Genomic DNA, 13,389 nt, shown 5'->3' on the forward strand with positions numbered 1-13,389 from the left:
ACGCAGGCTTTCAAAATTCCCCCGGGAACTTGGAAGGAACATTAAGCTTGGATTTCAAGCTAATAAAACAGGAGTTCCGATTTGGAACTCAACGTAGATATAAATCAACAACCGGCATCTTAATTATTAAGATTGTTTCGGTCGTTTTTTTATGCTCTTTAAATGCTCTTTATATTGAGGTTTAAGAATGTCAAATCAACGCATTCGTATTCGCCTAAAAGCTTTTGACCACCGTTTGATTGACCAATCAACGGCGGAAATCGTGGAAACTGCGAAACGCACTGGCGCACAAGTACGTGGTCCAATTCCACTACCTACACGCTTTGAACGTTTTACTGTACTTACTTCACCGCACGTTAATAAAGACGCGCGTGATCAGTACGAGATCCGCACCCATAAACGTCTGATCGACATCGTAGAACCAACTGACAAGACTGTTGACGCTCTTATGCGTTTAGATCTTGCTGCTGGTGTTGATGTTCAAATCAGCCTGGGTTAATCGGAAGATTAGAGAGGTTTTAGGAAAATGGCATTAGGTCTAGTCGGTCGTAAAGTGGGTATGACACGTATCTTCACTGAAGATGGTGTATCTATCCCTGTGACAGTTATTGAAGCGACACCTAACCGCATTGCTCAGATCAAATCTGAAGCAACAGACGGTTATAACTCACTTCAAGTAACCGCAGGCACTAAAAAAGCAAGCCGTGTAAACAAAGCAGCAGCGGGTCATTTCGCTAAAGCTGGTGTTGAAGCGGGTCGCGGTCTGTGGGAATTCCGCCTAAATGGTGGTGAAGGCGATTTTGAAGTAGGCGCAGAGCTTACTGTTGAATTATTCAACGAAATCAACAAAGTTGACGTAACCGGTACTTCTAAAGGTAAAGGTTTCCAAGGTGGTGTTAAGCGCTGGAATTTCAGCATGCAAGACGCTACACATGGTAACTCTCTATCTCACCGTGCTCCTGGTTCAATCGGTCAAAACCAATCACCTGGTAAGGTGTTTAAAGGTAAGAAAATGGCCGGTCAAATGGGTAATGAGCAAGTAACAACTCAGAACCTTGAACTAGTTCGCGTTGACGCTGAGCGTAATTTGCTTTTAGTTAAAGGTGCAGTACCTGGCGCTATCGGCGGTGACGTTATCGTTAAACCAGCTGTTAAAGCATAAGTCCTGGAGATTTAGTGATGGAATTAGCAATTAAAGACGCTTCTGGCGCTCTTGAAGTTTCTGAAGCTACTTTTGGACGTGAGTTTAACGAAGCATTAGTACACCAAGTAGTTGTTGCATACGCAGCAGGTGCTCGTCAAGGTACTCGTGCTCAGAAGACACGTTCTGAAGTAAGCGGTGGTGGTAAAAAACCATGGGCTCAAAAAGGTACTGGCCGTGCACGTGCTGGTACAATCCGTAGTCCAATTTGGCGTTCAGGTGGCGTTAGCTTCGCAGCTAAACCACAAGACCACAGCCAAAAAGTAAACCGTAAAATGTACCGCGGTGCGATCAAAAGCATCTTATCTGAATTAGTTCGTCAAGAGCGTTTAATCGTTGTTGAAAGTTTTGGTCTTGAAGCACCAAAAACTAAAGAACTAGTTTCTAAGCTTAAAGAACTTGAGCTTAAAGATGTTCTTATCGTGACTGAAGAAGTAGATGAAAATCTATTCTTATCGGCACGTAACCTGTACAAGGTTGACACGCGCGATGTAGCTGGTATCGATCCTGTAAGCTTAATCGCTTTCGACAAGGTACTTATTACAGCTGCTGCTGTTAAGCAACTTGAGGAGACGCTAGCATGATCCGTGAAGAACGTCTTTTAAAAGTGATCCTTGCTCCACATATCTCTGAAAAGAGCACAATTGCTGCTGAAGAAAACAACACGATTGTTTTCAAAGTAACAAATGACGCAACTAAAGCTGAGATCAAATCAGCTGTTGAGAAGCTTTTTGAAGTGGAAGTAACTGGTGTTCGCACACTAAACGTTAAGGGTAAAACAAAACGTACTGGCGCACGTTTCGGTCGTCGTAGCGACTGGAAAAAAGCTTACGTTACTCTTAAAGAAGGTAGCGAGCTAGACTTTGTCGGCGGCGCCGAGTAATAAGGGGAGTTAGAATTATGGCACTTCAAAAGTGTAAACCAACTTCTGCGGGTCGTCGTCACCTAGTTAAAGTGGTTAACCCAGATTTACATAAGGGTAAACCTTACGCACCACTATTAGAGAAAAACTCTAAATCAGGTGGTCGTAATAACAATGGTCGTATTACGGTTCGTCATATCGGTGGTGGTCATAAGCATCATTACCGTTTAATCGATTTTAAACGTACTAAAGATGGCATTCCAGCCACTGTTGAGCGTTTGGAATATGATCCAAACCGTAGCGCAAACATCGCTCTTGTATTATATGCAGACGGTGAGCGTCGTTACATTATCGCACCTAAAGGCTTAAAAGCTGGCGATGCAATCCAGTCTGGTGTTGATGCACCAATCAAGCCTGGTAATGCATTACCTATGCGTAACATGCCTGTAGGTTCGACTGTTCACAACGTAGAATTAAAACCAGGTAAAGGTGCTCAAATCGCACGTTCTGCTGGTGCATACGTTCAAATCCTTGCGCGTGATGGTCAATACGTAACTCTACGTCTTCGTTCTGGCGAAGTACGTAAAGTACAATCTGATTGTCGTGCAACACTAGGTGAAGTAGGCAATGCTGAGCATATGCTTCGTTCACTTGGTAAAGCAGGTGCAAATCGCTGGCGTGGTATTCGTCCGACAGTTCGTGGTGTTGCCATGAACCCGGTAGATCACCCACACGGTGGTGGTGAAGGTCGTACATCTGGTGGTCGTCATCCTGTGTCTCCATGGGGTAAGCCTACTAAAGGTGCTAAGACGCGTAAGAACAAGCGTACGGATAAATTTATAGTACGTCGTCGTACTAAGTAATATTGAGGAATAGCCATGCCACGCTCTCTCAAGAAGGGTCCTTTTATAGACCTACACTTGCTGAAGAAGGTAGAGAAAGCTTTGGAAAGCGGTGAAAAGAAGCCAATTAAAACTTGGAGCCGTCGTTCAATGATCATACCTAACATGATCGGATTGACCATTGCTGTCCATAATGGTCGCCAGCATGTACCAGTTTTCGTTTCTGACGAAATGATCGGTCACAAACTAGGTGAATTTGCACCAACTCGCACTTACCGTGGCCATGCTGCGGATAAGAAAGCGAAGAAACGTTAAGAGGGGAATGATAAATGCAAGCATTAGCTAAACATAAATTCGCCTCTGGTTCGGCGCAAAAAGCTCGTCTAGTTGCAGATCAGATCCGCGGGTTACCTGTCGATCGCGCTCTAGAAATCCTGGCGTACAGCCCAAAGAAAGCGGCTGTATTAGTTAAAAAAGTACTTGAGTCTGCTATTGCTAACGCAGAGCATAACGAAGGTGCTGACATTGATGAGCTTCGCGTAAGCACGATTTTTGTGGACGATGGTCCTACAATGAAGCGTATTATGCCACGTGCTAAAGGACGCGCAGACCGCATCCTTAAGCGTACAAGCCACATCACTGTTGTGGTTTCAGATAGCTAGGAGTATAAGTAATGGGACAAAAAGTTCATCCTACTGGTATTCGCCTAGGTATATCTAAACCTTGGGTTTCTACCTGGTACGCGAGTTCTAAAGATTTCTCTGATCAGCTTTTTGGCGATCACAAAGTACGTACTTTCCTTACAAAGGAATTAAAAGCGGCTTCTGTGTCTAAAATCGTTATTGAGCGTCCAGCAAAATCAATCCGCGTAACAATCCACACGGCTCGTCCGGGTGTTGTTATCGGTAAAAAAGGCGAAGACGTTGAAAAGCTACGTCAAGCGGTAACTAAGATCGCAGGTGTACCTGCTCAGATTAATATTTCTGAAGTACGTAAACCAGAATTAGATGCACAACTAGTAGCAGACGGCATTGCCTCTCAGCTAGAGCGTCGTGTTATGTTCCGTCGCGCTATGAAGCGTTCGGTACAAAATGCAATGCGCATCGGTTCTAAAGGGATCAAAGTTGAAGTTAGCGGTCGTCTTGGCGGCGCAGAAATCGCACGTTCAGAATGGTATCGTGAAGGTCGTGTACCTCTACATACTCTTCGTGCTGATATCGACTACGCAACTTCTGAAGCCTTAACCACTTACGGTATCATTGGTGTTAAAGTTTGGATCTTCAAAGGCGAAGTTATTGGTGGTTTACCACTAGTACAAGAGCAAGAGAAGCCAGCTAAACGCGCACCAAAGAAAGCCAAGAAAAGTGCTAAGTAGAGGTAGCGAGTAATGTTACAGCCAAAACGTACAAAATTCCGTAAAACGCATAAAGGCCGCAACCGTGGTCTTGCGCAAAACGGTAACAAAGTAAGCTTCGGTACTTTCGGTTTGAAAGCTACTGGTCGTGGCCGCATGACTGCTCGTCAAATCGAAGCAGCTCGTCGAGCTATGACACGTCACGTCAAGCGTCAAGGTAAAATCTGGATTCGTGTATTCCCAGACAAACCAATTACAAACAAACCGCTTGAAGTTCGTATGGGTAAAGGTAAAGGTTCTGTTGAATATTGGGTTGCTGAAATTCAGCCTGGTAAAGTACTTTACGAAATGGAAGGTGTTTCTGAAGAGCTTGCTCGTGAAGCGTTTAACCTTGCTGCACGTAAATTACCATTCAAAACAACTTTCGTAACTCGGACGGTGATGTAATGAAAGCTAGCGAACTAAAAGACAAAAGCGTAGAAGAGCTTAATGCTGAACTTCTAGGACTTCTTCGTGAGCAGTTTAACCTGCGCATGCAAGCAAGCACTGGTCAGTTAGCTCAAACTCACACGCTAAGAACAGTACGTCGCGATATCGCGCGTGTAAAAACAATTATTAACCAGAAGGCAGGTCAATAATGAGCGATAAAATCCGTACTCTTCAAGGCCGTGTAATCAGCGACAAGATGGAAAAATCTTTCACTGTTGCTATCGCACGTTACGTGAAGCACCCAATTTATGGGAAATTCATCAAACGTACGACTAAATTACACGTACATGACGAAAGCAATACAGCTCAGGCTGGTGACGTAGTTACTATCCGTGAGTGTGCTCCTATTTCTAAGAATAAATCTTGGACTTTAGTAGACGTTGTTGAGCGTCCAAAGAAAGCTTAATTTTTAATTAAGTTTACTTTACTAAAAAGCCCTGGCATTAGCCGGGGCTTTTTGTTTTCACAGCGATAAGCTTTCAGCCATCAGCTGGTTGCAGTGAATTTAAGCCCCGTAGCTTGGGTTTAGTATTACGAAACCCGAGAAAATAAGAACGCCACGAATATGCTGCAATTATTCATACATTGATAAAAGCCTTTAGGTTTGTCCCTAATTAAGCTCAGCCCATTGAACTAAATCTGTATTTAAACACTCATAAAGCAAACTGTTCACAGGGAGCTTAAGTGTTTAAAAATAACTATAAAGCGTGGTGTATTTCTATTGGCTTGCATGTCGTTATTATTTATTTAGTCTCAAGGCAAACGGTAGCGGTTCAGCAACCTGAAAAAGTGAAAGTCGTGCAAGCCTACGTCATGGTTGATCTTACAAAAATGCCAGAGATTAACAGTAGTATGCAACCTGCCTTTGCAGCCACCGTCCTTGAAAATGAGACAAAATTAAGTGAGGGGGAGCAATCAGGGGAGCAACCAGAAGCTCAGCAGCCCAAACATAAGGCTCCGGTGCACGCGGATGCGACATCGGTCATGGGTGAAGCAAACACTCAGATAAACCCGCGACCAAGCTCATCTAGGGTTGAGAGCTCAGTGGCCCAAGTTGTGATTGATAACCAAAAGGGAGAAGTTGATCAGCAAGGCTTACAGCAATCATTTAAAAAGCTGAATCCCTATGTACCTATACCTAATTTTACACCTTCAACTACAGCAACAGTCTCCTTTGATTTCTCAGAACAGTTTAGCGAAAAAATTAAAAACACACAGCAGAGGGTAACAGTCCCTAAAGAACATTCAAGTTCATTTGAATCAGAGATATTATGGCAAAACGCTGATGGAAGTAAGCGCATGGAAATGTATAAAGGTATGTGCTACAAAATTGACTTCAATGGTGTGATGGGCAAAGTAGGTTTACCACAAGGGTCACCAAGACCATGTAAAGATAACGATGCTATTTTATTCGATAAAATAATGGATAAGTGGAACAAAAAACAATAGCAAGTAGCTGCGCTATTTACCCAATATGTTATTAAGCAGCAATACGTAAGTGAATAAAGCCCCCTTTGGAAGAGGGCTTAAACGGGGGGTTACCAAATCATCTCTACAAACTCAGGATGGTCAACAAATGGGTTGCGGTTGCCTTGATGTTCAAAGGCCGCTTGATTACGGTTAAGCTCTACTTGGCTTACGGGATCATTTGTATGCCATTGAATAAGCATGCTCACAACCCAATTTTCGAATACTTGGTTTGATGTGCCATTGAGTACAGCATCACTGTATGTTGTATTGTTTTGCCAGCTTCCTATTACATTTTCATAGCGAGTTGCCATATAAAAATATGCGCGGGCAAAGTCACCTTTAAATTCATCAATCGGTTCAAATACGGTAGCAGAGTAATTTAATGAGCTCGTTGCGGAACCGAGTTTACTGCCGTTGCTTGAAGTGTAAGTTGCGCTGGCTACATCACCAAATGGGAAGTTACTGCGTTTAGAGTTTACATAGCCATCAGTTGCAAAAATATGATGAACATCTGAATTCATCGGTTCTACTTTGCCACCAAACCAACTTTTAGGGAAAGAGTGCTCGCGGTTGTAACAATCGCCTTCATTACTGTATGTACCACATTGGTCACTGACCGCAACATAGCTAAAGCTATCTTGTCCAGCTGGGTTTTCTGAATAACGATCGAGGATTGAATTGTCGTTTTCGAACGATGTATCGCGCGATGCACTATCGTAAAAATTCCAAATAGCCGAATACCCTTGCGAATTATGGCCTTTAATGATGTTGTATAACTCAGTTTTTAAAGCGTATCCGGTTAACCCTTGAGCAGTAACATAATAGCCTGTAGGTTCAGGGGGCTTAGTTCCACCACCAGAGTCTGAACCGAGTGTAAATGGGGCTGATTCTGAACTTTGAAAGTTAGCTCCGTTTGCCAGTACTTTTGAATTGCTGGTTAGTGCATAGTTGCCATTGCCATAAGTACAACATATACCATCCCCATAGCTATCAAAAATAGTGAAGGTGTAATTCCCATCGGTTAAGCAAGCTTGCTCTTCATATTGAGTGTTAGCACTGTAGCCATTACCAGTGGCAACATTCATATTTTGGCTATTGGTTATTTGCCAGCTGGTTTCTTCGCCATAATTATCAGTAAGTAATGATATATCAACAGTGTTATCAGTGCAGCCATTACTGGGTGGGTTGGACATAACACTTGGATTAAAGCTATCAACGTAAACAGTTTCGTTGCCATCAAAACCTGTAACATCATAAAAGCGAAGCCCAACAGCAATTGTTTCATTTGCAGAGGCTGTATATTGATAACTGACTTTTTGCCATTGATTCAATAATGCAGGATTTGAGTATCCTTGATAGCCATTAACCAATAAGCGAGCCTTAACACCTCCCTCAGTGTGATAGACCCAAGTTGAAAAGGTATAGGTTTGGCCTGATTCTAATTGCACATTTTGCAATAAATCGGTGTTGCTTTGACTGCCAGTTGTAACAACAACTCTTGCAGCAAGCGTGTCTGTATTAACAATATTACTGGCTGCTGATACAGTGATACCTGAATCAATGGTGCTCCAATTATTAGGTGTATTACCAGTCCAATCTTCGAAGCTCACGTTAGAAACTACCGCGTAGCTTGGTATTGTTGTTAGTAATAGCGCTGCAGCAAGGGTATTTTTTTTATATGTCCCGTGTAACATAATTATTCCTTGTAACGTGGTTGGAACAACTGAATAAAATACAGTTGTGATTGTTGCTCTAAATGAGCAATACCAATATACCTTATAGGAACAATGTTACAAAATAGTTAATTAAAATGCTGGGTATAAAAAAGGATAGCGAAGATTATTTCCAAAGATCGGGGTCTTCATGTTTAGACGTGGTTTTATTTAAGACTTGTGAAAAGCGATTGGCAAACATTCCAACGTACCCCCAAGCTGCAAAAAACAGGGCGACAAGAAGAATAACCAAACCAATGACTTGAAGAGTGTAGTGGCTAAAGTAGCCCAGCGCTATAAATATAACGGCCAGCACAAACAGTGCTAGGCCGCGTAAAAAGCGCTTTAAGCTGAGCTTAGGATTGGAGCCTAAACGATATATCAGCGGCTTTATCACAATACTTAGTAGTAAGAGTGATCGCCAGCTTGGTGATCTGTAATATCAGCAACGCCAGTGATTTCTTCAAATTTAGCGAGCATTTCTTTTTCAATGCCTTCTTTTAAAGTGACATCGATCATAGAGCAGCCATTACAACCGCCACCAAACTGTAGAACAGCAATACCTTCAGCTGTTACTTCAACTAGGCTTACTTGACCGCCATGATTGGCAAGTTGTGGGTTAACTTCAGTTTCTAGCATGTGCTGAATGCGCTCGTTAAGGCTGGCGTCATCACCAATCTTACGGGCTTTAGCATTAGGTGCTTTAAGTGTTAATTGCGTGCCCATTTTGTCAGTAACAAAATCAATTTCTGCTTCTTCTAAGAATGGGGCGCTTTCTGCGTCAACTACAGCATCAAAGCCATTAAAAGGAAGGCGAATATCACTCGCTTCAACAGCATCTTCTGGGCAGTAAGAAACACCACATTCAGCTTGTGATGTACCAGGGTTAACAACAAATACGCGAATATTGGTTTGTTCAGCTTGGTCAGCTAATAATTTTGCAAAATGTGATTGTGCGGTTTCGGAAATAGAAATCATAAAACAACTATACTTGTTTAGAGCGTACTGACCTTTCGAGATTGCTTTTTGCAGTAGTGTGTTTGGTTTTTAGGCAAGGCGGAACACGTGAAGTGTAGTTGCTCTACTTAAATCGTGTGATAACGCAGTATAAAAGCCAAACACGCACTGCCCTAAGGGTTCTGCCTAGGAATGCCTTGCTCTTTGTTGCTCGGACTTTACATAGAAAAACTATGCTACAGCCCTCGCGCCGCGATTAAGGAATTCCTAGGTTGAACAAATCCAATCCTGAAAGGTCAATACGCTCTTCATTACTCGGATACTGAGTATCATACTCCGCTCATCGCGTTGTCGCCAGTGTTGAGCGTAAAAAGTTGGCATCTAATTTTAGCAATGCTAGCGTGCAAACATTAATCATTTTATGAGTGTTTTATATGCGTTTGATAATAACAATCTTTACACTACTTTTGAGCTTTTCAAGTATCGCTCAGCCGCTGTCGTATTATTTTGAAGACGACGTAAAATTTGACCCAGCGATCCCAACGCCGAAGGAAGTATTAGGGTATGAAGTGGGTGAATGGCATGTTCGGCATGATCAGCTTGTTCGTTACATGGAAGTGGTTGCAGAAAAAAGTGACCGTATTAACTTTGAAGTCATTGGCCGCACCCATGAGCAACGTCCTTTGGTAATGTTGACAATTACGTCGGCAGATAAATTGGCTAGCGTAGAGCAGACTCGTCAAGCGCATTTAGCACGTTTAAAAGGCAAGCAAACATCAGATAAAGATCAGCCCGCTGTTGTGTGGATGGGTTACAGTGTTCACGGTAATGAATCATCAGGCAGTAATACAGCGTTACTGGTGGCTTATTATCTCGCTGCTGCACAAGGTAAAGAAGTTGAAACCTTATTAGACAACACGGTTATTCTACTTGATCCATCACTTAATCCAGATGGCCTCGCGCGTTTTGCGAATTGGGCAAATAGTAATCGTGGAATGAACTTATCGTCAGACCCACAGACTCGTGAGCACGTAGAAAGTTGGCCAAGTAGCCGTACGAACCATTATTGGTTTGATTTAAATCGTGATTGGTTGTTGTTACAGCACCCTGAATCGCGTGCACGTATTGCTAAATTCCATCATTGGAAGCCTAATATTTTAACTGACTTTCATGAGATGGGCCCAAACAGTACCTACTTCTTTCAGCCAGGTATTCCAACTCGTAAGCACCCTATTACCCCTGATGAGAATGTCAGTCTAACCAAGGCGATTGCAAATTATCACGCAAAAACGTTAGATGAAAACAATGCATTGTATTTTACTGAGGAAAGCTTCGATGACTTTTACTATGGTAAAGGTTCTACTTACCCTGACGTAAATGGTGGCGTGGGCATTTTATTTGAACAAGCAAGTTCTCGTGGTCATGTGCAAGAAACGCAAAATGGTACTTTAACTTTCCCTTTTACTATCAAAAACCAGCTACTAACGAGTATGTCTACGTTCCAAGCCGCGATTGATAATCGTAAAGCGTTACTCGACTACCAAGCTAAATTTTATAATCAGGCCGTGGATCTGGCAAATGAAGAAGACTTTAAAGGGTATGTTGTTGATGCAGGAAAAGACGCTGCACGTTTTTCACTGTTTTTAGATCTTTTAAAGCAACATAAAATTACTGCCTACCCACTTAATAAAGCACTCAAAGTTGAAGGTAAGCGCTTCTCTGAGCAAAGTTATTTTATTCCTTTAGCACAGGCGCAATTTCGTTTAGTAAAGGCCGTATTTAGTGAGCAAAAACGCTTCGTTGATAATACGTTTTATGACGTATCGGGTTGGACATTAGCACATGCATTTAATCTTGAGTTTGCAGCCGTTAAAAGTAGCTGGGGACTTGATGTAGGCACTACCGCGTGGCAGCAACAAGACAAAGCGACTTTTTCTCCGCTGACTAAGCAGTATGCGTTTGGTTTTAAGTGGGATAACTATTTAGCACCGAAAATGCTTAACACGCTATTGAGCCAAGGCGTAAAGGCACGAGTAGCACTTAACCCACTATCGGCTAAATCAGTGTCCAGCAGTGTCGATTTTTCAGCAGGCAGCATTATTGTTCCTGCAGGTATTCAGGATCAAGGCAATTGGGTTGAATTATTAAATGCAGCGCAAAATGAATTTGGTATTGAAATAACCCCTATTACTTCTGGACTAACTTCAAAAGGTGCCGATTTGGGCTCACGCTCACTGGCGGTTGTTAAAGCACCAAAAGTGTTATTAGTGGGAGGCAGAGGGACTAGCCAATATGAAGTGGGTGAAGTGTGGTATTACCTTGACCGTTTTGTTGGGGTTGCGCCTACCATTGTTGAAATGCAGCGTTTAGGTCGTTTAGAGCTCAGTGATTACAGCCATATAGTGCTGGCACATGGTAACTATAATAGCTTGAGCGATGCGGACAAGGTAGCTATCAAAACATGGGTACGTAAAGGTGGTGTTATTTGGGGTCACAAAGGGGGCGCTAAGTTTTTAGTTGATCAGCAACTATTAAAAACAAGCTACCTGTCTCGTCAAGATATTGCGAGTGCGTTTAAGACGGATGGACTCAGTTATGGTGATAAAGATGACTTAGCGGGTAGGCAGCGTATTGCAGGCGCTATTTTTAACACGAGTGTTGATTTGACTCATCCACTCACGTATTCGTTAGAGCGTAATACACTACCCGTGTTCAAAAATAGTACATGGTTATTAGAAACCTCTAAAGCACCGTTTGTAAACGTTCTAGAGTATACCCAAAAGCCTTTATTAGCAGGTTTCACTGATGATATTAATGTTGAGCAGGTTGCGGGTGCAGCAGGTCTTGTGGCGCACTCATACGGCCGTGGTAATGTTATTGGTATGACAGATAATCCTGTATTTCGCGGGTACTGGTATGGCACTAGCCGTTTATTAAGTAATGCGTTGTTCTTTGGCCACGCATTTAGAGCTAGCAGCGAATAAGTTAGTGACCGAGTGGCGTTAAACAAGTAACAAATGCCCAAACTTGTTTAGCGCCAGCTTTTTTTAAGGCCACTGTTGCAGCATTGAGTGTTGCACCTGTGGTCATAACATCATCCACAACCGCCACAGTCTTCCCTTCTAAATTTTGATGACAAATAAATGCATCTTGCAGGTTTTTAATGCGCTTCGCTTTGGTTAATGAAGACTGTGCATTGGTTTTTTTGTGTCTTACTAAATAGTCAATTTTGACGTTTTCGGTGGGTAAACAGTTAATCCATGTTTGAGCAACTTGATTATAGCCTCGCTGTAAAAAGCGTTCATGATGCAACGGCATAATAATAAAAAGCTCTGGCCACTTTTCACAATGTGCTTTTACTGTACTCACTTGTTGAGTAATTATTTGTTGTAGTACGTTCTTATAAAAAATTTGGTTACTAAACTTAAGTTGACTTAACCAACCATCAAAGGGTGGGCGATACCATGCACAGGCCATTAAGTGATCAAATTGACAGTCTGGAAATAGCTCTGCTATGTCTGGCCGGTAAAGTAAATTTGGGTGAGTGCTTAAATCAAATAGGGGCAAATCAGTAAGGCAGTGCTGACAAATCCCAACATGAGTACTAACGGGGATTTTGCATTGCACACAAAAAGACGGAAAAAACCAATCAAGGATACCAGTTGCTTGGTTCTTTAAGCTTGTCATTGCATTCATTCCTTTAAACGCTATTATGAGCGCTAAGTTTGGATGAGGAATGGTAAAAATGCAAAATGAGCTAGTGTTGTTGCACGGCTGGGGGATGAACCAAGGAGTGTGGCAAATCATCTTACCTGAGTTAGAGTTTTTACATGGCAGTACCGTAAGATGCATTGATTTACCGGGGTATGGTGAAAATCAGCATTGCCCGTCGCCCTATACGTTGCATGAGGCTGCTAAGCAAATAAGTGAGCAGCTAAAAGACAACTCCACTTTGATGGGCTGGTCATTAGGTGGTTTATTTGCACTGTATATTGCAAAACATTGGCCTGACAAAGTTGCGAAGGTTATTTTAGTTGCATCGACCCCTTTTTTCGCCGAGCAAGCGGACTGGCCAGGTATTAAACCGGATGTGTTGAATGCCTTTAAAGAGCAATTGGTGACACACCGAGAAAAAACCATTGAACGCTTTTTAGCAATTCAAGCGATGGGTAGTCACAGCGCCCGCGATGATATAAAAAAACTAAAGCAACTACTAAGTGAGCTTCCTGCGCCTAAAAATACTGCATTAACTGCTGGTCTTGATATTTTACAACAAGATGACTTGCGCGATTTACTTAAAGATATCTCGGTCCCTTTGAGAGGCGTGTTTGGCCGCCTTGACGCATTGGTTCCGTATCGTGTAATCAGTAAGATTAAGGCATTGAACGATGACTTTGAATACGAAGTGTTAGATAAGGCATCACATGCGCCATTTATCTCACATAAAGATGAGTTTTTATCTGCCATCAAATCAATGCTTTAAAATTTAACTACCACAACCC

18 protein-coding genes are annotated in these 13,389 nt (G+C 42.4%); 14 read left to right on the forward strand and 4 right to left on the reverse strand.

Going from position 1 to position 13,389, the window contains the following annotated elements; genetic code table 11:
• Nucleotides 1-187 precede the first annotated feature (187 nt).
• The 12 genes from rpsJ to CSC79_RS09410 all read left to right on the forward strand — a co-directional run bounded on the left by rpsJ (nucleotide 188) and on the right by CSC79_RS09410 (nucleotide 6,197).
• Nucleotides 188-499 (forward strand): 30S ribosomal protein S10, encoded by a 312-nt coding sequence (gene rpsJ, locus CSC79_RS09355; RefSeq protein WP_002957900.1) that lies wholly within the window; start codon nucleotides 188-190, stop codon nucleotides 497-499.
• 27 nt (nucleotides 500-526) lie between these two features.
• On the forward strand, nucleotides 527-1,162 hold the full coding sequence (gene rplC, locus CSC79_RS09360; RefSeq protein WP_058561417.1) for a 50S ribosomal protein L3: 636 nt from the start codon (nucleotides 527-529) through the stop codon (nucleotides 1,160-1,162).
• Nucleotides 1,163-1,179: 17 nt separating this feature from the next.
• Nucleotides 1,180-1,785 (forward strand): 50S ribosomal protein L4, encoded by a 606-nt coding sequence (rplD, locus tag CSC79_RS09365; RefSeq protein ID WP_058561416.1) that lies wholly within the window; start codon nucleotides 1,180-1,182, stop codon nucleotides 1,783-1,785.
• Nucleotides 1,782-2,084 carry a 50S ribosomal protein L23 gene (gene rplW / locus CSC79_RS09370; protein WP_099295563.1) on the forward strand — a complete coding sequence of 101 codons (303 nt, stop codon included), beginning with the start codon at nucleotides 1,782-1,784 and terminating at the stop codon, nucleotides 2,082-2,084. Before rplD ends, rplW begins: the two co-directional genes overlap by 4 nt.
• Nucleotides 2,085-2,101: 17 nt before the next feature.
• Nucleotides 2,102-2,926, forward strand: coding sequence for a 50S ribosomal protein L2 (gene rplB / locus CSC79_RS09375; protein ID WP_004588688.1), 825 nt, complete (start codon nucleotides 2,102-2,104; stop codon nucleotides 2,924-2,926).
• Between the two features lie 15 nt (nucleotides 2,927-2,941).
• Nucleotides 2,942-3,220 (forward strand): 30S ribosomal protein S19, encoded by a 279-nt coding sequence (gene rpsS / locus CSC79_RS09380; RefSeq protein WP_004588689.1) that lies wholly within the window; start codon nucleotides 2,942-2,944, stop codon nucleotides 3,218-3,220.
• A gap of 14 nt (nucleotides 3,221-3,234) precedes the next feature.
• Nucleotides 3,235-3,567, forward strand: coding sequence for a 50S ribosomal protein L22 (gene rplV / locus CSC79_RS09385; RefSeq protein ID WP_087532558.1), 333 nt, complete (start codon nucleotides 3,235-3,237; stop codon nucleotides 3,565-3,567).
• A gap of 11 nt (nucleotides 3,568-3,578) precedes the next feature.
• Nucleotides 3,579-4,280, forward strand: coding sequence for a 30S ribosomal protein S3 (gene rpsC, locus CSC79_RS09390; RefSeq protein WP_004588691.1), 702 nt, complete (start codon nucleotides 3,579-3,581; stop codon nucleotides 4,278-4,280).
• 12 nt (nucleotides 4,281-4,292) lie between these two features.
• Nucleotides 4,293-4,706 (forward strand): 50S ribosomal protein L16, encoded by a 414-nt coding sequence (rplP, locus tag CSC79_RS09395; protein ID WP_054206129.1) that lies wholly within the window; start codon nucleotides 4,293-4,295, stop codon nucleotides 4,704-4,706.
• Nucleotides 4,706-4,897 carry a 50S ribosomal protein L29 gene (gene rpmC, locus CSC79_RS09400; RefSeq protein ID WP_004588692.1) on the forward strand — a complete coding sequence of 64 codons (192 nt, stop codon included), beginning with the start codon at nucleotides 4,706-4,708 and terminating at the stop codon, nucleotides 4,895-4,897. The genes rplP and rpmC overlap by 1 nt, the downstream gene beginning before the upstream one ends.
• Nucleotides 4,897-5,154, forward strand: coding sequence for a 30S ribosomal protein S17 (gene rpsQ / locus CSC79_RS09405; protein ID WP_058561414.1), 258 nt, complete (start codon nucleotides 4,897-4,899; stop codon nucleotides 5,152-5,154). The genes rpmC and rpsQ overlap by 1 nt, the downstream gene beginning before the upstream one ends.
• A gap of 278 nt (nucleotides 5,155-5,432) precedes the next feature.
• Nucleotides 5,433-6,197 (forward strand): hypothetical protein, encoded by a 765-nt coding sequence (locus CSC79_RS09410; RefSeq protein ID WP_099295564.1) that lies wholly within the window; start codon nucleotides 5,433-5,435, stop codon nucleotides 6,195-6,197.
• 89 nt (nucleotides 6,198-6,286) lie between these two features.
• On the opposite strand, the gene CSC79_RS09415 is transcribed toward CSC79_RS09410, so the two are convergent.
• The 3 genes from CSC79_RS09415 to nfuA form a co-directional block, all read right to left on the reverse strand.
• Nucleotides 6,287-7,912, reverse strand: a complete 1,626-nt coding sequence (locus tag CSC79_RS09415) for an endonuclease (protein WP_099295565.1) — start codon at nucleotides 7,910-7,912, stop codon at nucleotides 6,287-6,289.
• A 145-nt stretch (nucleotides 7,913-8,057) separates the two neighbouring features.
• Entirely contained in the window at nucleotides 8,058-8,327 is a 270-nt protein-coding gene (locus CSC79_RS20210) for a hypothetical protein (RefSeq protein ID WP_099295566.1), read from the reverse strand.
• Between the two features lie 5 nt (nucleotides 8,328-8,332).
• A complete protein-coding gene (gene nfuA, locus CSC79_RS09425) occupies nucleotides 8,333-8,908 on the reverse strand; it encodes a Fe-S biogenesis protein NfuA (protein WP_099295567.1) in 576 nt (191 codons plus the stop codon).
• 413 nt (nucleotides 8,909-9,321) lie between these two features.
• On the opposite strand from nfuA, the gene CSC79_RS09430 reads away from it, so the two are divergent.
• The gene (locus tag CSC79_RS09430) at nucleotides 9,322-11,871 is read left to right on the forward strand and encodes a M14 metallopeptidase family protein (RefSeq protein ID WP_099295568.1); all 2,550 of its coding nucleotides are present in this window, start codon (nucleotides 9,322-9,324) and stop codon (nucleotides 11,869-11,871) included.
• A gap of 1 nt (nucleotide 11,872) precedes the next feature.
• Here the strand turns inward: CSC79_RS09430 and CSC79_RS09435 are convergent, their stop codons facing one another.
• A complete protein-coding gene (locus CSC79_RS09435; RefSeq protein WP_099295569.1) occupies nucleotides 11,873-12,574 on the reverse strand; it encodes a phosphoribosyltransferase family protein in 702 nt (233 codons plus the stop codon).
• Nucleotides 12,575-12,632: 58 nt separating this feature from the next.
• On the opposite strand from CSC79_RS09435, the gene bioH reads away from it, so the two are divergent.
• Nucleotides 12,633-13,370, forward strand: a complete 738-nt coding sequence (bioH, locus tag CSC79_RS09440; protein ID WP_099295632.1) for a pimeloyl-ACP methyl ester esterase BioH — start codon at nucleotides 12,633-12,635, stop codon at nucleotides 13,368-13,370.
• The last annotated feature ends 19 nt before the right edge of the window (nucleotides 13,371-13,389 follow it).

Origin of the sequence: Pseudoalteromonas sp. 3D05 (assembly GCF_002723455.1) — a bacterium.
Lineage (GTDB): Bacteria > Pseudomonadota > Gammaproteobacteria > Enterobacterales > Alteromonadaceae > Pseudoalteromonas.